Origin of the sequence: Lysinibacillus sp. LK3, assembly GCF_001043675.1 — a bacterium.
GTDB classification, from domain to species: domain Bacteria; phylum Bacillota; class Bacilli; order Bacillales_A; family Planococcaceae; genus Lysinibacillus; species Lysinibacillus capsici.
Genome location: NZ_LDUJ01000036.1, coordinates 18,071 through 37,978, shown reverse-complemented (window position 1 = coordinate 37,978; position 19,908 = coordinate 18,071). Strand labels below are relative to the sequence as shown.

20 protein-coding genes and 2 riboswitches are annotated in these 19,908 nt (G+C 41.8%); of the genes, 17 read left to right on the top strand and 3 right to left on the bottom strand.

Going from position 1 to position 19,908, the window contains the following annotated elements; all coding sequences use genetic code 11:
• Positions 1-278 precede the first annotated feature (278 nt).
• Genes ureA through VK91_RS21400 form a run of 12 tightly spaced genes read left to right on the top strand, consistent with a single transcriptional unit; the run spans position 279 to position 10,170 of the window.
• Positions 279-581 carry an urease subunit gamma gene (gene ureA, locus VK91_RS21455; RefSeq protein ID WP_036080666.1) on the top strand — a complete coding sequence of 101 codons (303 nt, stop codon included), beginning with the start codon at positions 279-281 and terminating at the stop codon, positions 579-581.
• A 15-nt stretch (positions 582-596) separates the two neighbouring features.
• Complete coding sequence (locus tag VK91_RS21450) at positions 597-965, top strand: urease subunit beta (protein WP_016992588.1); 369 nt, start codon at positions 597-599, stop codon at positions 963-965.
• The gene (gene ureC / locus VK91_RS21445; protein ID WP_036080661.1) at positions 962-2,677 is read left to right on the top strand and encodes an urease subunit alpha; all 1,716 of its coding nucleotides are present in this window, start codon (positions 962-964) and stop codon (positions 2,675-2,677) included. The genes VK91_RS21450 and ureC overlap by 4 nt, the downstream gene beginning before the upstream one ends.
• A 53-nt stretch (positions 2,678-2,730) precedes the next feature.
• Positions 2,731-3,177, top strand: coding sequence for an urease accessory protein UreE (locus tag VK91_RS21440; protein ID WP_048395740.1), 447 nt, complete (start codon positions 2,731-2,733; stop codon positions 3,175-3,177).
• Positions 3,119-3,859, top strand: coding sequence for an urease accessory protein UreF (locus VK91_RS21435; protein ID WP_231595761.1), 741 nt, complete (start codon positions 3,119-3,121; stop codon positions 3,857-3,859). The genes VK91_RS21440 and VK91_RS21435 overlap by 59 nt, the downstream gene beginning before the upstream one ends.
• Positions 3,860-3,876: 17 nt before the next feature.
• Positions 3,877-4,506 carry an urease accessory protein UreG gene (gene ureG, locus VK91_RS21430; protein ID WP_048395735.1) on the top strand — a complete coding sequence of 210 codons (630 nt, stop codon included), beginning with the start codon at positions 3,877-3,879 and terminating at the stop codon, positions 4,504-4,506.
• On the top strand, positions 4,499-5,305 hold the full coding sequence (locus VK91_RS21425; RefSeq protein ID WP_048395733.1) for an urease accessory protein UreD: 807 nt from the start codon (positions 4,499-4,501) through the stop codon (positions 5,303-5,305). Before ureG ends, VK91_RS21425 begins: the two co-directional genes overlap by 8 nt.
• A 28-nt stretch (positions 5,306-5,333) precedes the next feature.
• Positions 5,334-6,920 (top strand): ABC transporter substrate-binding protein, encoded by a 1,587-nt coding sequence (locus VK91_RS21420; protein ID WP_231595760.1) that lies wholly within the window; start codon positions 5,334-5,336, stop codon positions 6,918-6,920.
• Positions 6,910-7,878 (top strand): ABC transporter permease, encoded by a 969-nt coding sequence (locus VK91_RS21415; RefSeq protein WP_048395731.1) that lies wholly within the window; start codon positions 6,910-6,912, stop codon positions 7,876-7,878. The genes VK91_RS21420 and VK91_RS21415 overlap by 11 nt, the downstream gene beginning before the upstream one ends.
• Positions 7,875-8,687, top strand: a complete 813-nt coding sequence (locus tag VK91_RS21410; protein ID WP_048395728.1) for an ABC transporter permease — start codon at positions 7,875-7,877, stop codon at positions 8,685-8,687. The genes VK91_RS21415 and VK91_RS21410 overlap by 4 nt, the downstream gene beginning before the upstream one ends.
• Complete coding sequence (locus tag VK91_RS21405) at positions 8,680-9,429, top strand: ABC transporter ATP-binding protein (protein ID WP_048395727.1); 750 nt, start codon at positions 8,680-8,682, stop codon at positions 9,427-9,429. Before VK91_RS21410 ends, VK91_RS21405 begins: the two co-directional genes overlap by 8 nt.
• 6 nt (positions 9,430-9,435) lie before the next feature.
• Positions 9,436-10,170 carry an ABC transporter ATP-binding protein gene (locus tag VK91_RS21400; protein WP_231595759.1) on the top strand — a complete coding sequence of 245 codons (735 nt, stop codon included), beginning with the start codon at positions 9,436-9,438 and terminating at the stop codon, positions 10,168-10,170.
• Positions 10,171-10,206: 36 nt separating this feature from the next.
• Here the strand turns inward: VK91_RS21400 and VK91_RS21395 are convergent, their stop codons facing one another.
• Positions 10,207-10,596, bottom strand: coding sequence for a hypothetical protein (locus tag VK91_RS21395; RefSeq protein ID WP_048395742.1), 390 nt, complete (start codon positions 10,594-10,596; stop codon positions 10,207-10,209).
• A 110-nt stretch (positions 10,597-10,706) separates the two neighbouring features.
• Between VK91_RS21395 and VK91_RS21390 the strand changes: the two genes are divergently transcribed.
• Positions 10,707-11,087, top strand: coding sequence for a PH domain-containing protein (locus VK91_RS21390; RefSeq protein WP_048395723.1), 381 nt, complete (start codon positions 10,707-10,709; stop codon positions 11,085-11,087).
• 163 nt (positions 11,088-11,250) lie between these two features.
• Here the strand turns inward: VK91_RS21390 and VK91_RS21385 are convergent, their stop codons facing one another.
• Entirely contained in the window at positions 11,251-12,018 is a 768-nt protein-coding gene (locus VK91_RS21385; protein ID WP_048395722.1) for a GNAT family N-acetyltransferase, read from the bottom strand.
• Between the two features lie 212 nt (positions 12,019-12,230).
• Positions 12,231-12,415, top strand: a riboswitch (cobalamin riboswitch).
• A gap of 225 nt (positions 12,416-12,640) precedes the next feature.
• On the opposite strand from VK91_RS21385, the gene VK91_RS21380 reads away from it, so the two are divergent.
• Complete coding sequence (locus VK91_RS21380) at positions 12,641-13,396, top strand: hypothetical protein (protein ID WP_048395717.1); 756 nt, start codon at positions 12,641-12,643, stop codon at positions 13,394-13,396.
• Between the two features lie 117 nt (positions 13,397-13,513).
• On the opposite strand, the gene VK91_RS21375 is transcribed toward VK91_RS21380, so the two are convergent.
• Positions 13,514-15,451, bottom strand: a complete 1,938-nt coding sequence (locus VK91_RS21375; protein ID WP_048395714.1) for a translation factor GTPase family protein — start codon at positions 15,449-15,451, stop codon at positions 13,514-13,516.
• A 182-nt stretch (positions 15,452-15,633) separates the two neighbouring features.
• Positions 15,634-15,821: riboswitch (cobalamin riboswitch) on the top strand.
• A 162-nt stretch (positions 15,822-15,983) separates the two neighbouring features.
• Between VK91_RS21375 and VK91_RS21370 the strand changes: the two genes are divergently transcribed.
• From VK91_RS21370 to VK91_RS21360, 3 genes are all read left to right on the top strand, one after another.
• Entirely contained in the window at positions 15,984-16,976 is a 993-nt protein-coding gene (locus VK91_RS21370) for an ABC transporter substrate-binding protein (protein WP_048395712.1), read from the top strand.
• A gap of 51 nt (positions 16,977-17,027) precedes the next feature.
• Positions 17,028-17,705, top strand: a complete 678-nt coding sequence (locus tag VK91_RS21365) for a precorrin-3B methylase (protein ID WP_048395709.1) — start codon at positions 17,028-17,030, stop codon at positions 17,703-17,705.
• A gap of 70 nt (positions 17,706-17,775) precedes the next feature.
• Complete coding sequence (locus VK91_RS21360) at positions 17,776-19,764, top strand: S9 family peptidase (protein ID WP_048395707.1); 1,989 nt, start codon at positions 17,776-17,778, stop codon at positions 19,762-19,764.
• Positions 19,765-19,908 lie beyond the last annotated feature (144 nt).

The window sequence follows — 19,908 nt, the reverse complement described above, 5'->3', positions numbered from 1 at the left end:
AGATAAATAAAAATGTTGAATTTTCTAATCGAGTTTCTTATAATGGACTAGCTGTTACCTCTATTACTCACTTCAACTATTGCAACCCGCACTCGCCGGGTCAACAAGTCATTTCTATTTCTCTTCGCATATCCCTTGCGAAATCATAATTTGTAAGACAACAACTAAATGTAACTAAAACTGAATCGTAAGACCATTACAAAAAATTGAAAGGAAGTCATGCCTCGAAAAAATATTATTGAAAGATAATTCTGAATAAAAGAAAGAGAGAGATTGGATTGAAGCTATCACCAGTTGAACAAGAAAAATTACTCCTCCATGTGGCAGGAGAACTTGCGCTGAAAAGAAAAGCTCGGGGCTTAAAGCTGAATTATCCAGAAGCTGTCGCTCTAATTAGCAGTTTTATTATGGAAGGTGCTCGAGATGGTAAAACGGTAGCACAGCTTATGAGTGATGCCAAGCATGTACTGACAGCGGAAGATGTGATGGAAGGTGTCGGGGACATGATTTCAGATGTGCAGGTTGAATGTACATTCCCAGATGGGACGAAACTTGTCACAGTTCACCGTCCAATTCAGTAAAAGGAGTGTTTGTGGATGATTCCTGGAGAAATTCGACCGAAAAACGGAGTGATTGAAATCAATGTGGGACGAGCAACGAAAAAGGTATTGGTGGCGAATACAGGTGACCGCCCGATACAAGTAGGTTCCCATTTTCATTTTATTGAGGTTAATAGATTTCTAGCGTTTAATCGACAAGATGCGATTGGTATGCATCTCAATATTCCATCAGGAACAGCTGTGCGTTTTGAACCTGGGGAAGAAAAAGAGGTGGAGCTTGTCGAATTTGGTGGTAAACAACATGTCTTTGGCTTAAATATGCTAACAGAGGGCTCTACCCACCATAAGGACGAAATTTTGGACAAGGCAATTGAAGGTGGCTTTAAAGGAGCGGAAGAAAAATGAAGGTAACACATGAAGCTTACGCGAAAATGTTTGGCCCCACTGTGGGCGATAAAGTCCGTTTAGCCGATACGGATTTATGGATTGAAATTGAGAAGGACTATACTTCATACGGTGATGAGGGGGTCTTTGGTGGTGGTAAATCACTACGCGTCTCAATGGGGCAAAATGGTAAAAATACACGCAATGAAGGTGTGCTGGATACAGTTATTACCAATGTCATGATTATCGACTATACAGGGATTGTAAAAGCAGATATCGGTATCAAAGATGGTCGCATTATCGGTATAGGGAAAGCAGGCAATCCGAACAGTATGGATGGTGTGGATCAGGATATGATCATAGGTGTGGGAACAGAGGTTTATGCAGGCGAAGGGCTTATTGCAACAGCAGGAGCAATCGACACGCATATCCATTTCATCAGCCCTGATCAGGTGGAAACAGCATTATTAGCAGGGACAACGACATTTATAGGCGGTGGAACAGGTCCAGCAGCAGGCTCAAAAGCGACAAGCTTAACGGCTGGTGAATGGCATCTGCATCGCATGCTACAGGCTGTAGAGGGATTCCCCATCAATGTTGGTTTGCTTGGAAAGGGTAGTGCATCTGATCCTGCGCCTATTATCGAGCAGGTTCGTGCAGGTGCGATCGGGTTGAAAATACATGAGGACTGGGGTGCCACACCAGCTGCACTCGATCAAAGTCTATCGGTGGCAGATGAATATGATATTCAAGTTGCCCTCCACTCCGATACATTGAATGAAGCAGGGTTTGTAGAAGATACAATCAATGCGATTGATGGCCGTGTCATTCATATTTTCCATACGGAAGGTGCGGGTGGCGGTCATGCTCCAGACCAATTAGTGATGGCTTCCTTACCTAATATTTTGCCAGCATCGACGAATCCTACGAAACCGTTTACGACAAACACGATTGATGAGCATTTAGATATGCTGATGGTTTGTCACCATCTAAAGCATGATGTACCAGAGGATGTGGCATTTGCAGATTCACGCATACGCCCAGAAACTATTGCAGCAGAAGATATTATGCAGGATTTAGGGATTTTGAGCATCATGTCTTCCGATTCACAAGCGATGGGACGTGTTGGTGAGGTCACAATCCGAACGTTCCAAACAGCAGACAAAATGAAAAAACAGCGTGGTCCATTACCACAGGATGAAGGCAAGGATCACGATAATTATCGCGTTAAGCGTTATATAGCAAAACTAAATATTAACCCAGCTATTGCCCATGGCATAAGCCATGAAGTAGGCTCGCTGGAAGAAGGTAAATTAGCGGATATTGTCTTATGGGACCCAGCGTTCTTTGGGGTGAAGGCGGAAGTTGTCATTAAGGCTGGTATTGCTGTGTATGGCATAACAGGTGATCCAAATGCTTCCATTCCTACACCACAGCCAATGAAAGGCCGTCGAACATATGGCTTCTACGGTCAAGGGCCACAGCATTGCGGCATGACATTTTTACCGAAAATTGCTGTGGAAGAAGGCTTGCCAGAAAAATTAGGCCTAAAACGAATGATTGGCACGGTTTCAAATTGCCGAAATATTCGTAAAGCTGACATGAAGCTTAATAATGCCACTCCGCAGATTGATGTTAATCCAGAAACCTATGAAGTGAAAATTGATGGGGAGCTAGCAACATGTGAGCCAGTGGATGTACTTCCAATGGCACAACGCTATTTCTTATTCTAAGCACATGATATGAGTGTAACAGCGAATACAAAGAAAAAGAGGAGCTAAACCATATGTTAATAGAAAAAATTATTGGCAATATAGCGAATGAAGAAGAACATCCACAAAAGGCAACGGAATGGATTGAGCTAGAGTGGGAGGAATTAAGCAAACGCATTCTTCGCACAGCAACGGATCAAGGAACAGATATCGCTTTACGTATAGAGGGTGAAGAGCCTCTACAATATGGTGACCTATTATTTGAGGATGAGCAACGACGAATTGCAATTCGTACAAAATTGGAGCCAGTTATCGTCATTACACCAAAAGATATGTATGAAATGGGGAAAGCTGCCTTTGAATTGGGCAACCGTCATACTCCTAGCTTGATTGCAAACAATGAAATCATCGTACGAGCAGATCATACGATTAATCCATTATTAGATGAAATTGGGGTGCACTATGAAACAACTGAACGACGCTTCAAGCAACCGTTCAAATACCGTGGACACGCTCACTAATTTATCCTTATTACAATTATTGCAAATTCATGACTCCGCATTTCCAATCGGTTCCTATACACATTCCTATGGTATGGAAACGTATATTCAGGAAGATATCATTCGCACAAAGGAACAATTAGTTGAGTTTTGTCAGGTCTATTTATTTCACAATGTAGTTTACGGTGATGCAATTCTAATACAAGAGGCATTCCATGCAGCTAAAAGACGAGATGTTGCTCATCTTATTGAGCTCGACCAACTTTGTGGGGCAATGAAGCTAGCGAAAGAATCTAGAGATGCTAGTGTCAATGTAGGGAAGCAATTTATGCGAACAGTAGCCCCTCTAATGGAGAGTCCTTTTTTATTGCAATGGAAAGAGAAGATTGACCATGAAGAAGTAAAAGGCCATTATGCAGTTCTCTATGGGATTTATTGTGAAGCACTAGGTGTGAACGTTTTTCATGCAATCATGACCTTTATGTACGCATCAATTAGTGGTTTAGTGCAAAATGCTGTCCGTGCTGTACCCTTTGGTCAAAATACAGGTGTGCAAGCATTACATGAGCTATTAGCCTCTGTGGAGGAAGCAGCCGAAACGGTGTTGACGTTAACAATGGATGATCTAGCCAACAATGCACTAGGTATTGAACTGGCGTCCATGAAGCATGAGTTTTTATTTTCGAGATTATTTATTTCATAGAAAGCGAGAGGATATACATGAAACCAGTACGTATTGGTATCGGTGGGCCTGTTGGATCAGGCAAAACATCTTTAGTCGATCAATTAACACGGGTAATGCATGAGCATTACAACGTAGCCGTGATTACCAACGATATTTATACAAGAGAAGATGCACAGTATTTAATCACAAACGGCGTGTTAGCAGAGGAGCGAATTATTGGGGTAGAAACAGGTGGTTGTCCACATACAGCCATTCGAGAGGATGCCTCGATGAATTTTGCTGCGATTGATGATTTGAATAAAAGCTTTCCAGATTTAGATATTATTTTTATTGAAAGCGGTGGCGATAATCTATCGGCAACATTTAGTCCTGAGCTCGTGCATGGCTATATTTATGTGATTGATGTGGCAGAGGGACAGGACATCCCACGTAAGGGTGGTCCAGCGCTAACACGTTCAGATTTATTGCTTATTAATAAAACATCACTAGCTCCTCATGTTGGGGTTGATCTTGAGCTAATGGATCAGGACGTGAAAAAAATGCGTGCTGGACGTCCATATATTTTTGCAGATGTTCGCTCCCAAACGAATGTAGATAAGGTGGTTGAATGGATTCAGCACCATTTGTTACTTGAAGGTGCCGAAGCAGTTGAAGAAGATGTTTAACCCTAGCAAAGTTAATCATTTTGGCAAATTAGAGATGGCCTTTGAACCGAGACGGGGCTATACACGACTGGTTCATGTGTACCAGCAACCCCCATTAAAGGCCAGTCGTGAACTATACGAAGGCAATCATCCAGCAGCCACCGTTTTTATCATGGAATCCTCAGGGGGCATGGTTGCGGGAGATCGCAATGAAATTACGGTTACACTAGCGCCAGATAGTCAGGTGAAGCTCAAGCAACAATCAGCATTAAAAATTTACCCTTCTCACAATGGTGAGTTTTGTACACAAGCTATAAAGGTGGAACTTGCAGAGCAGGCGAGATTAGAATGGCTCCCTGAAGTGACGATTCCATTTGAACGAGCAAAATTTCAGGTACATACAACCATTCGTATGAAGGAAAGCTCGACATTGATCTGGGGAGAAATTGTTGCTCCAGGTAGAGAAATGCGAGGAGAAATCTTTGACTATCAAACATTCCAATCCAAATACAAGATCTATGTAGAGGATACTTTGATAGCTTATGACTCGTTGCAGTTTAAGCCGCAGGAGATGAATTTTGCCGAAATCGGCTTGCTTGAAAAGGCACGCTATATTGGTTCTTTGTGGATTGTCTCTCCATCGGTTAACAAACTTCAAATAAGGGATTTACAGGATCAAATCCAACAGGAAAAGTCCCTTCAGGCGAGTGTGACAAAATTGACAGATCAAGCCATTCATTGTAGATGGCTTGCCAAGGAGCAACGAACACTTCACAAAGAAATAAACCGCATGTTCGAGTACATCGCAGCATTGCTGTAATTTCTGTTGTGATAAAGGAGATATTAAATTGAAAAAGTTTTCCGTATTGATACTTTTGATGGTGCTAGCGGTAGTTTTTGTGGGCTGCTCGTCTAATCAAGGAGGAGAGAAACAACCGACAGCTACATCATCTGCCCAGGCAAATGAGCTTGTTTTTGCCTCAGAGTCTGAGTTTGCAGGCTTAAATCCTCTTTTGGAAGAAACCAATTTAGATGCCTTTTTATTTAGAGGTCTGATGCGCTTTGATGAGCATAATGTACCCATCAATGATATTGCTCAAAGTATTAAAATATCAGATGACCAGATGACTTATACCATTTCGATTCACAGGGATGTAACCTTCCATGATGGGCACCCATTAACGGTGGACGATATTATGTTTACCATTAACAGTATTTTGGATGATGCAAACGGTTCCTATTTAAAGTCTGATTTTAGCCATGTTGTGTCAATGGAAAAGGTCAATGACATGACGATGACTATCCAATTAGATGAGCCATTTACACCGCTATTAGACAAATTAACGGTGCCAATTTTACCAAAGCATGCCTTTGAAGGGCAAGAGATGAGAACCGCTACATTTAACCAGCAGCCAATCGGTGCGGGTCCGTATATGTTTGAACAATGGGACAAAGGGACAAGCCTGACACTAAAGGCATATCCATCTTTCTTTGGCACAAAAGCTTCTATCGAGAAAGTAATTTTTAAATTTATCCCCGATAGTAATGTGCGTGCGCTCCAGCTAAAATCGGGTGAGGTCGATATAGCGTTACTAGACCCGAATCAGGTAGAGGAGCTATCGAAGGTTGAGCATTTAAAGCTATACGAGGTGGAATCAGCAGATTATCGTGGTGTTCTCTTTAATATGAAGTATCCTATTTGGCAAGACGTTGCTGTTCGCAAGGCCATTAGCTATGGGACAGATCGTGCAGGTATTGTCAAAGGCATTTTACATGGATACGGTACAGAAGCATACTCACCGCTACAAAAGCATGCCTTTGTAAACGCCAACATTGAGCATTATAAATATGACCTTGATAAAGCAAACGAGCTACTCGACCAAGCGGGCTGGCAACTAGCTGAGGATGGTTTCCGCTATAAGAATGATCAAAAATTAGCATTTACTGTTACGGCACCTATTACTGACACAGTGCGTGTGAACATGGCTAATTATGTGGCAGAAGGCTATAAAGAGATTGGGGCAGATGTGCAAGTAGCTGCACTCGATTGGAGCAATATTGTCATTGAAGAAACAGAAGCCTTTATGGTTGGCTGGGGAAGCCCGTATGATGCTGACCATCATACGTATAGTCTCTTCCATTCTGGTGAATCCAGTCTCACAAGTGCTGGCTACAATTACGGTAGCTATAACAATTCGAAAGTGGATGCATTGCTAGAGGAGGGGCGTACAACCGTTGATCCTGAAAAACGTAAGGAAGTCTATGGGGCATTACAGGAGGAGCTAGCACAAGATCCACCATTCGCCTACTTTGCCTATGTGGATGCTGTGTATGGTATTAATCAGCAGATTAGTGGCGTCAAAGAGCGCATTTTAGGTCATCATGGGGCAGGCTTCCTCTGGAATGTCGAGGAGTGGAAATGGCATGATCGCTAAATGGATCGGGAAGCGCGTGATAATGGGGACAATTGTCCTCATTATCGTGAGCTTCCTCTCTTTTTTCCTGATGCATGCGGCTCCTGGTAATCCAGCTGCAGCGTATTATGGTGGCAATGCCCAAACGTTATCGACAGCGGAGAAAGAACGCATTGAAACAGCTTTTGGTCTGGATCAACCGATACTCTATCAATATGGTGTGTGGCTCCGTGAAGCGATGCAAGGAAATTTAGGCTACTCGGCAAAAGAAGGCAGACCAGTAGCGACAATTATACAAGAACGTTTACCAAATACATTACAGCTCGTTGTTGGAACTTTAGGCATCGTAGCCATTGCCTCAACATGGCTCGGCTTACAGGCAGGCATGAAGGAGGGTTCGTTATTAGATCGCGGACTTTCCTTTGTAAGTATTGCTAGCTCAGCCATTCCTCCATTTTGGCTTGGCATTTTATTCATCATGGTGTTCTCTGTACAACTAGGCTGGTTTCCTTCATCGGGGATGAAGGATGTACGAGGGGATGGCGGCCTTGTGGACCGACTATACCATATGGTTCTTCCTTTATCGGTCCTTGTACTGGCACATGTCGGGGTATTCGCACGTTTTTTACAGGAAAATGTGAAGGCAGAGAAGCATCGTTATTATGTAGAGGTGGCACGTGCCAACGGAGTACCAGAGCGAGCTATTCGTAAGATGATTTTACGCAATGCCATTATTCCATATATCAATTATGTCGGTGTGACCATCCCATCATTTTTTGGAGGATCCATCGTGGTTGAAACATTATTTGGCTGGTCAGGCTTAGGTCAGCTTTTAGTGAAAGCAGTGATGGTAAAGGACTTTCCTGTGCTGATGGGTGCCATTTTAATCACTGGCGTAGTAGTCGTTATCTGTTTATTTGTGATTGATGTCCTCATGATTTGTCTCAATCCCCGCTTAAGAAGAGGGGGAATCGTATGAGAAAAGAGCAAAAAATGCTCATCTTTTGGCTAGTGATTCTTGGTCTTTTAGTAGGCTTCACCCTATTCTCCTCATGGTTAGTGCCTTTTGAGCCAAACGCGATGGATATGAATCATATTTATGAAGCACCTAATGGAACACACCTCCTTGGCACAGATCAGCTAGGTAGAGATGTTCTTTCCCGCCTACTCGTTGGTGGTAGAGTGACCCTTTTTATCGCTACGTTATCGGTTGTTCTATCCAGCATAATTGGCATTATCTATGGCGGTATAAGTGGCTATTTCGGTGGAGCTATTGATGCAGTGATGATGCGTATACTAGAGGCATTTTTAACAATTCCATCTTTAGTGATTGTGCTTGCTCTTCAAGCGATTATGCAAGGAAGTGTATGGCGCATGGCAATGATTATGGGGTGCACAGGCTGGTTTGTCACTGCCCGTATCGTGCGCTCTGAATTTATCCGGTTGAAGGAATTAGAGTTTATCCACATGGCGAAGATGTTCCGCACTCCGCTGTGGAAGATTCTTTTTCGTCATTTATTGCGTAATAGTCTTCCCGCCATTTTTGTCGTGACGATATTTAATTTTGCTGGTGCTATTTTTACGGAAGTATCCTTAAGCTTTTTAGGTATCGGTGTTCCACCGTCCATTCCATCGTGGGGGACGATGCTCTATACGGCACAAAATGATTTACTTGTCGGGGCTTGGTGGATGGGCCTTTTTCCTGGGATGTTCATTTTCGTAACGATTTTATGGGTGCAAGCTATTGGTAGTAGATTTAAGCAGAGAGGGGGACAGACCCATGTTTAAAATAGAGCATGTTACTGTTCGAATAAACGAAAAATTTATATTGAACGATCTCTCGTTTACGGTGCCAAAAGGTCAGATTACCGTGATGATAGGTGAAAGCGGTAGTGGAAAAAGCACCATGCTCTCTGCCATTCTAGGCATGCTTCCAGCGCAAGCAACAGTTGAAGGCTCAATCTTTTTTAATGGAAGAAATATAGTGGAATTAGCAAAACAGGATCAATCTGTACTACGCCAAAGGCACTTCTTTACGATTTTTCAGGATGCTGCTAATAGCTTTTCGCCAACGCAAAAAATGAAACAGCAATTGTATGGATTAACTGCCTTACGGATGGGGCAGACAAAGGCAGTATTTCTAGCTAAAATGAAGCATATTGTACAGGATTTACATTTACCAGCAGATGTGTTGGAGTGCTATCCCTTCGAGCTTTCAGGAGGGATGCTACAACGCTGTATGCTTGCCTGTGCTCTCTATCTGGCGCCAGCTGTTTTATTAGCGGATGAACCAACCTCTTCCTTAGATATGCTGCATCAACAGGAATTTATTCAACAATTGAAAAGGCTTCATACACAGCTAGAAACAACCGTACTCTTAATTACCCATGATTTAGATGTAGCTGCTTCCATCGCGGATTTTATCCTCGTCATGAAAAATGGAGAAATTGTGGAGCGAGGGCGAGTAACAGAAATCTTTGAGCAGCCTAAGCATCCATACACTAGGCAGCTAGTTGCGCATCATTTTTAGGAGGAGGTGTGGGCTTTGTTACTTCAGGTTCACAATATTTGTAAAAGCTATCGAAAGGGACGCCCAATATTAAATCATATTCATCTTACTGTAGGAAAAGGGGAAATAGTCGGCTTAGTAGGAGAAAGTGGCAGTGGCAAAAGCACATTGGCCAAAGTAATTATGCAGCTAGAAGCTCCTGAAAAAGGGGCAGTATACTTTCAACAGCAACCAATAACCAAGCATCGTCGCGCATCTTTTTATGACAACTGCCAGATTATTTTTCAAAATGCAACAGCCGCTTTAAATCCCATGTGGACTGTAAGGGACCTATTAAGAGAGCCGCTTCAGCATAAGCAACCTATAACGGACACCTATTTACAGACCATGCTGGAGAAGGTCAAGCTACCAACAGATATCTTACATGCCTTGCCCTCTGAGCTAAGTGGCGGAGAAAAACAGCGAGTTAATTTATTACGATCCCTTTTGGTCGAGCCACAATTAATCGTATGTGATGAAATTATTTCAAGCCTAGATCGCTTGATTCAACGAGAAATCGTTGATTTATTAAAGACCTTGAATAAAGAAAGGGCAATGGCCATTCTCTTTATCTCTCATGACTTAAAGGCTGTTTCCTATTTATGCGACCGCATTTATGTGATGAAGGCTGGAACCATTGTTGATGAGAGCAACAAAGAGAATAACGGCTTTACCTTCACGGACAGCTATGCAAAAATGCTGTTTCAGGCAATGGATCATTGATTTGGCAAAACACTTCCTTGAATGGGAAGTGTTTTTTTATGAGTGAACTAGCGCAGCTAATTTTTCAGTGAACTCCTCAGATATTGTGTAGATCGTATGCGTATCCTCGACATGCATCAAACTACTGTTTTGCCCTTTATCACCTAACCAAAGATGATAGCCATATTTGTTTCCTGCCTTGTCCACTATTTGTACATCATATTCTGGCGAAGCCATATTGACAACACCCTCGTTTTTGACTGTTGTTGCAATGGCTTGTTGGAATAGTGTAAGTGATTCTTCATCCGTATATTCTTTAAAAAAATCAGTGTTCACCTTGTTAAATTTAGCACCAATAGAAATGCTGACCTTAGCTAATTCATCATCTGGTTTTTCATTACATCCTAGTAAAACAACGGCTAGTAGAGACACTAAGGCAACTATCATTATTCGCAACCACTCATCCCCTCTATAGGCTAAATAATACCACCATTTCCTGTCGTAGCTCTCACTTCTTTGTAATACATTAAATAAACGAGAGTGAAAGGGGACAGATAGTGGGCTTATTTGATGGATTGATCGGCAATGCAAGCGAGGTGAATTTAGAAAAACTACAGGAGGAGGTCCATAATTTATTAATTCCAAACGAGACAGTCAAAAACGCCTATAAAATTATTAGAGACACGTTTATTTTTACCAATAAACGATTAATCCTCATTGATAAGCAAGGAGTGACTGGCAAGAAAACGGAGTATCATTCCATTCCCTATAAAAATATCGTTCATTTTTCAGTAGAGACAGCTGGAACATTTGATTTAGATGCAGAGCTTAAAATATGGGTGTCTGGCAGTCCATTACCGATTCAAAAAAACTTCAATAAGGCGACAAATATTTATAAGGTGCAAAGCGTCTTAGCACAGTATGTTTTGGGGACGTAATGAAGGTGCTAATAGTACGTGTGCACAACCAAAAGCCCGCAGATTTGCGAGGCTTTTCTGTCGTGCCAGGAAGGGGGCGGTGTAACGGATTTTAAATCGGCTTCATGATTACGGTAAGCTCGAAAATACTGTCAAGTGTAAATAACAGCGCCTTGCCGAGACCTTATTCAAATACAATCATTTCTCCGACTTCTTTAAACCCGAAGCGTTTATAAATATTTTTTCCATCCTCTGATGCCTGTAAGACTACGGGCTTTTGCTTATTGATTGTTTGACTGAGTAGGAATTGAAACATCTCACTGCCATAGCCGTTGCCCCTATACGCATCTTTTGTCATCACATCATAAATCCCATAGCTATGTTTACTGTCGATTAATAATCCCGTAGCGATAGGTACTTCCTTTATACAACCAATAAACATGCGAGCATTTGATGCTAGTTTTTCCTGTGAGAATTGATGAAAGTAAATTTCTAATGCATCTCTTTCTGCTGTTTCTCCAAATAAACTTAGAAAAACTTCCTTATATTGTAGAAGCTCTTCCTTGTTACTTACTTCTGTGATGGTAAGATAATTGGAAATTCGTGGACCTGTGTGAAGTGTATGGTCAAGCTTCATCATCATATTTCGTTCAGCTTCCTGTAAATTGCAGTCTTTTATCAGCTGTAGCCAATCATCGCTTAGATAGTTGGCATCCACCCACGTGCTGAAGGGAAGTTTATTCACAATGAAATGATTAATCCTTTGTTTAAGATGATTTTCCTTATGAATTATAGGCGATTTCGCTACTAACAAATTAAATGTATCAGTTGGAATATTCGTATTGGCTATGACAAAATGAGCTTCCTCTATAATTTGTCCAGAAACGGCTCGAGTAAATAGTTTCATTTTTTCCTCTAAATTACTCGTCACTAATTGTTGACTTGTTTTCATATTTTTCATCCTTCCACTATTAGAAGTACACTATCTTTCATTATAAAGTCAATGAAAGATAAAAAATACGCAGTTCACCTTTTTTTATATCCCCCTATAACTTTATTAGTAGTTTGGAAAATATTGTGATATTTGACTTTAGAAAAACACTACTTTACAATTGATTTTAGTAATCTAATAGGAATGTGCTTATACTCATTCCTATGACAACTGAATAGCGTGTAGTAAGAGGTGTAAATTGCGTGCAATTTGCTTAAAAGGGAAGTCGGTGCGAATCCGACACTGTCCCGCAACTGTAAATGTGAGCGACTTTTCAGTATCCACTGTCTTTGGACGGGAAGGAGAAAAGAAGCGATGATCATGAGTCAGGATACCTGCCTGTTACGAGTACACACCATAAACCTACGAGGAATAGGAGGTGGCATGTTGACAAAACAGAATGCTCTGTTCGTCACAGTACGTCAAACGCCCATAGTAAATGAAAGGGTTCACAATCGAACTCGTTCACATATACTTAGGGTTTGTTTGGCATTGTGTGATGAAAGAAGATAAAATGAAGGATTTCCTCAAAAGTAGGGAGTCCTTTTTGTTTTGAAAATATGTACGCAAAGGGGATACACGTATGACAAATATTCATGTAACGACAACGTTGGAAACGCCTTATGAAGATCTGAACATTTGTAAGCAACCACGAACAGAAGTTGCCAAGAAAGCGAAAACAAGAATGGTGGTCGAGTCTCTGATCGATCAATTATTAGCAACGAAGCTGATTCGCAATGATCGCTTCTTTGAGCAAATCTTATATAATAAAGAAATTATTTGGATACAAAATGGGGATGTGGACGGTCATCTTTTAGCGAAAGCAGCCATAGCAGATGAACTAAAAACAAAGACGAATAGTTTTATGATGTACATGCCGACCAATCCGATTGTCTATGAGGTCAACGGAGAAGCGTATCACTTAATTACGCGCATTGATTCTACACGCGCAAAGCCCAACCTCGACCGTCTATCATTGGAGCCAAAGCCTGTTTTAAGTGCCGCTCGTGTCAATGACTTATTATGCTCGATTGTCATGCGCTTTTACGAAACATATTTATATGATTTAGCATCTCATCATGACAAACTCATTGCATTTGTGCAGCAGGAATATGCCCAATTTATTGAAGCGGTGCAAGCGTTAAATGATTATCATTTCAACTGGCATCCACGTGGCAACGGTCACGAGCTTTTACTGCAATTAATTGATCATCTACAACTATTAAAAAGTCAACCTGGTAAGGTACTAATTGATTTTACGAACAAGCATGACTATGTAATAGTTGAACCCGCATATTTGTTGGACAATCCAACAAAGAAAGCTGTCGGTGCACTATAAAAACAAGCCCTCCATTTTTTGGAGGGCTTGTAATATCTTGTGGCAGGGTAGAGATATATTGATGCTCAAGAAAGAAATACCCGCGGAAATACCCGAATCGAGCAGGCTCATCCCATCCTACAGGCAATGCATGGCTGCCTGTGCTTCTTGCCATGGAACCGAATATCCTTTGCCCTTAGCACAAAAGATACTAGAGGAACTATACTCAGGGTCGGCATTTTTATCGTAGCCAATCTGTGCAATCACATCCTCTGTATTATGGCACACATCATAGCCATCAAATTGGAGTGTGAGTGCACCTTTCCCATTTGTATAGGCGGCAAAGGTTGTGCTGTAGCTCATTAAAGTGGCAACAGGTGCACGACCTGTTAGGATAACATCCGTTTCGGATAAAATCGGGTCATCGAACGTGCCAGCTGCTTGCTGAATATCAGTCATCATACGACCGATAAAGTCATTTGAAGCTTTCATTTTAAAGCGATAATAGGGTTCAAGTAGGACATTTTGTGCCTGCTCCAGCCCCTGACGCAGGGCACGGAAACTGGCTTCACGGAAATCTCCCCCCGATGTATGTTCATTGTGCCCGCGACCTGTTAGAAGTGTAAAATGAATATCTGTTACAGGGAAGCCTGTCAGTAGCCCATGATGGTCACGCTCAAACAGATGCTTTTCAACAAGGCGCTGATTGCCTACAGATAAATGATCGGCATGACAGGCATTGGTGAAGGTATTACCTGTTCCACGTGGATTTGGCTCCATTAATAAATGAACTTCTGCATAATGCTTGAGGGGCTCGAAATGACCATAGCCCGTTACGGTCGTCGCAATGGTTTCCATGTATAAAATTTGCGGCTCACCAAAGGAGACAGCTAATGAAAAACGTGTTATTAATACCTCAGTTAGGACCTCCAATTGAATGACACCCATAATATGCACATGGATTTCCTGAAATTTTTCCTGCCAGACCACACGCAAGGACGGCTCTTCTGCTTCGAGTAACCGGAAAATCTGTAGCACTTCCTTGATATGCTGATCACCCTCATATTGAACCTTTGCCTGTAAGGTTGGGACAAGCTCATAGGGCTGTGATAGCATCGTTGTACCGATTCGATCCCCAATGTTTGCCTGGCTCAGTCCTTTGACAGCGAAAATTTCTCCTGCCTCTACCTGTTGAACGGTCTCAAAGCGACTGCCGTTATAAAGGCGAATTTCGGTCACTTTTTCTGTTACTTCGTCAAATGAAAATTCATCTCGTACATGCAACGAGCCTTTGGTTGCCTTCATAAAGGTTAAACGCTGGTGCCCATCATGACGAATCTTAAAAACCTCGCCCTCAAACGGGGCATCCTTGTCAAAATGGGAAGCCGTTAACAGCGGGAGCTGGTCAAGAAATTCCTGAATGCCCTCATCCTTTAAGGCCGAGCCAGCAAAGCAAGGGAAGGCACCTTCATTTTTAATCATTTCCTTTAATTGAGCAAGACACTGTTCATGCTCCAATGACTCATTTAGAAAGGCATCAAGCAATTTTTCGTCGCGCTCCGCCAGCCATTCCATAATATTATTTGATACATAGTCTGCTCGCAGTGGCTCATCGATGAACAATACATGCTGAGAGCAATCTTTGCGAAGCTGGCTGATGACAGCCTCCATATTGGCACCCTCACGATCCATTTTGTTGATAAAGAAGAAGGTAGGGACATGGTATTGACGTAAAAGTTGCCACACTGTTTCTGTATGGCCCTGTATCCCTTCGACAGCGCTAATGATAATAATGGCATAATCCATCACACGAATGGCACGCTCCATCTCAGGGGAGAAATCGACATGCCCTGGCGTATCAATCAATGTGTATGTATCATCGCCAATATTCATGCGCCCTTGCTCGGCAAATATCGTAATGCCTCGTCTGCGCTCTAGCTCATGATGATCTAGAAAGGTATCCTGATGATCAACTCGCCCCCGTGCTTGAATACTATTTGTATGAAAAAGCACTTGCTCAGAGAAGGTCGTTTTTCCTGCATCCACGTGCGCAAGTACACCGATCGTTTTGTACATAAGAAATCCTCGTTTCTATAGAATGCTATCTTTTTATTGTAACAGAATACTAGCTTCTATATTTCTTGTAAAATAGTTCGTCTTTATGTCAAAATAGTGCTAATATAATGATGATTATACTTTTAGTGTCATACTACTGATTGCGCGATAAATTTTCTTCTGCTAGTCTATCAATAGTATTGACCATTATAGAACGTATTGGTGCAAATGGCGTTTGTCATTTGCTTAAAAGGGAAATCGGTGCAATTCCGATGCTGTCCCGCAACTGTAAATGGGGAGTCTATACAGCATGCCACTGTAGTGAAACTATGGGAAGGCGTATAGATGATGAACCTAAGCCAGGATACCTGCCAGTATGTATTTTTTGACTAAGAACCACGAGGATGGGGATAGTGATGAAGGTAATGATACCGTTATTTCACTATGCTACTCTCTTGGCGACAAGAGGGTTTTTTTATGCCCTTCCAACTACCTTAGTAGTAAAGAAGTCTCTGATTTCTTTCTATATTTTAACAGCAAAGGAGAAAAGGACATGAAGAAATGGAAAAGTATATGGCTGATGATGATCATTGCCTTGGTCGCTGTTTTAGGGGCTTGTGACGCAAAGGACAAAACGGAATCAGCTGCACAAGGTGAAAAGGTTGAGCCATCTGAGGCGGCAGCAGAAGTAACCATTAAAAATAATGACACAACTCAAACATATACGGAAGCACCAACAAAAGCGATTAGCTTAAATCAACATGTGACAGAAATTATGTTAGCACTTGGTTTAGAGGATTCTATGGTAGGGACAGCTTACTTAGATGATAAAATCTATGAACCACTGCAAGAGGCATACGATAAGGTCCCTGTTCTTTCCGATCAATACCCAACGAAGGAGCAAGTCATCGATGCCGAGGCAGATTTCCTATATGCTGGCTGGAAAAGTGGCTTTGGCGAAAAGGGTGTAGGCACACCAGAAGAGCTTGAAGAATTAGGCATCCATACGTATTTACATACGGCTTCCAACATGACAAAGCCAACAATAGAGGATATTTTCACAGATATTCGCAATATCGCGAAGATTTTCCGTATTGAGGATCGTGGCGAAGCTTTAATTGAGCAAATGACGAAAGATGTAGAGGCAGTACAAGCTAAATTACCAAAAGATAGCGAAAAATTACGTGTTCTTGTGTTTGATAGCGGTGAAAAGGATGTATTTACAGCTGGTCAAAACTTTATGAATGAGCTTGTGACAATCGCGGGTGGACAAAATATCTTTGGTGATGTGGAATCAGGCTGGACAACTGTGTCGAAGGAAGATGCAGTAGACCGCAACCCAGAGGTAGTTGTCGTGATTGATTACGGTGAAACAACGGCAGACCAAAAGATCCAATTCTTAAAAAATGATCCAGCCTTAAAGGAGATGGAAGCGGTCAAAAATGAGCGCTTTGTCATCCTGCCACTTTCAGCAGCGTCTGAAGGGGTTCGTGCGGCAGAGGCCATTGAAATTTTAGCAAAGGGCTTCTATCCTGAAAACTTTTAATCCATTCGAGCTAGCGTTTTGCTAGCTCCTTTTTTATAAGGAGCGATAAAAATGAACGCATTTCAAAAAAATGTACCAGATCAAACATTTGAAACACTGAACCGTCATGGTGAGTTTACCCGTCTAGCCGTTAGCCCTGGCATTATTAATAAGCATTATACTCCTGCACAATTCCAAAAAATAGCCGAAATTGCTGGCGAAAAGGGGGCGATAAAATATTCTGCTTCCTATAGTATACTCGTATCCATACCAACGTGCGATGCCACGGAAGCGGTGCAAGCCTTACAGGAAGCAGGTCTTTATGTTGCTCCCTCTGGTTCAATCATAGCCATGAAGGCCTGTGATTTTTGTGATGGGGAAAAAATGGAGGCTGCTCCGATAACCGAACAGCTCTATCATGCCATAGAGGGGATGAAGGTACCTGCAAGAGTGCGTGTCAATATTAATGGCTGTGCATCAGCTTGCTACAATGCAGTCTATGATGATATTGGACTCGTTTACCAACAAGAAAGCTTTGATGTCTATTTAGGGGCAGTACCGATGGGAGCAAAGGCACAGGCTGGCACGTTATTCGCTAAGAGGGTAAACGTCACACAAATTGAAGATTTTTTACTGCACCTGATAAACCTTTATAAGGAGCATGCTCGCCCAAATGAGCCCTTTTATAAATTTTATCGCAGAACAAAGTCAGCAGAATATTGGGAACTAGTAAAAAATTCAATTAAATAGAGGAATATTACTTAGGGTGTCGAAGTATTGTAGTAAGGCACAGAAAATTACAATACAAAGGAGCAAGAACATGACATCGAAACAAGGGATTCAACCAGAAGATCTTTATCACTTAAAATCAGTAGCAGATCCACAGCTTTCACCAGATGGGACAGAGGTAGTTTATGTAGAGACTCGTATGGACGAGAAGAAAAATGACTATATATCGAATTTGTTTTACATAAACTTGAAGGACAAAACACCACAGCAATGGACATTTGGTGAAGATAGAACGAGTTCCCCTGTTTGGTCACCAGATGGCAGTCAAATTGCATTTTTGTCAACGAGAACAGGTAAGTCGCAAATTTATGTTCTTTCGAAAGCAGGTGGAGAGGCAAAACAGGTGACACATTGTAAAAATGGAGCGACCTCCCCTGTCTGGTCACCATGTGGCAAGAAAATTGCTTTTTCAGTCGTGCTAGGGAAAGATGAAACCATCCTACATAAAGCGGAGGATGAGAAGAAAAAGGATAAAGAACTAAAGCCACTAGAAATCGAGAAAATGAAACACAAATCGGATGCTGGTGGATTTATTGATATGGAGCAGTTTACCCATATTGCCATTGTCAATGTGGCATCAGGAGAGCTAGAACAAGTGACAGAAGGCAAAGAGTACTGCCATCTGGGTACTTGGTCGCCAGATGGCAAATACCTTACGTACTTAGCAGATAAAGCGGAGGATTTAGATTTCTCATTTAATGTGGATATCTATTTATTGGAGTTAGAATCTAAGCAGAGTCACAAGCTAACAGAAGGTTCGGGTGCATATTACCAAACAGCTTGGTCTCCAAATAGTCGCTATCTTTCTTTTGTAGGTGGAGAACGTGAATTTGAAAATGCCACACAAGCAAAGCTTTGGATTTATGACATGGAGCAAAAACTACTAAACTGTGTAACAAGTGAATTTGATGCGCCTGTTGGTGATTATGTCATCGGTGATTTCCTGCAAGGTGTAGCGTCACCACGTGTGCAATGGATGAATGATAATCATAGCTTCTACTTCCAAGTCACAGATCACGGCAATGCGGCGATTTATTACGGAAATGTAGATGGCGAAATTTACCCAGCTATCCATGATGATCAATATGTCTATGGCTTCTCACTTGATGCGCAAAATGATCAGGCTATTGCGGCTATTAGCACAACGACCAATCCAGGCGATCTGTTTTATGTGAACCTAAAAACAGGTGACAAAGAACAGTTGACGTCCATTAATGAAGATTTTTTAAAAACCAAAACATTAGCTGTTCCAGAGAGTATCGAATTTGAAGGTGCAGAAGGCTGGAAGGTCAATGGCTGGATTATGAGGCCAGTTGGCTATGAAGCAGGGAAGAAATATCCTCTCATTCTTGAAATCCATGGTGGTCCGCATGCAATGTATGGTAATAACTACTTTAATGAATTCCAAATCCTTGCTGCACAAGGCTTTGCAGTGCTTTATACGAATCCGCGTGGTAGTCATGGCTATGGCCAAAAATTTGTTGATGCAGTACGGGGCGATTATGGTGGTAATGATTATGCGGACTTAATGGCAGCGGTAGACTACGCTCTGGAGCACTATGATTTTATTGATCAAGATCGTCTAGGTGTAACTGGTGGAAGCTACGGTGGTTTTATGACCAACTGGATTGTGGGCCATACAAATCGCTTTAAAGCAGCTGTGACGCAGCGCTCCATTTCGAACTGGATTAGCTTTGCTGGTGTCAGTGATATCGGCTATTATTTTACAGACTGGCAAATTCAAGCAGGACTCGATGATATAGAGAAGCTATGGCATCATTCGCCACTGAAGTATGTAGACAAAGTGGAGACACCATTATTGATTTTACATGGTGAAAAAGACTATCGTTGTCCAATTGAGCAGGCAGAGCAATTGTTTATCGCCTTAAAATATCGTAAAAAACAAACAAAATTCGTGCGTTTCCCTGAGGCGAATCATGAACTTTCGAGAAGTGGAAAGCCTACATTACGAATTAATCGACTTGAATATATCCGTGATTGGTTTGTGAAATATCTATAATCGGGTGGCCTAAGAAGAGAACATCTTCTTAGGCTACTTTTAATAGAAAGGCTCTGTTTGTTTATAACGTTTCAATCTTTTGGAATCTTTATTGTAGAGATACCGAACCTCCTTAGGTAGAATCAACTTTTCCTTACATAAAAA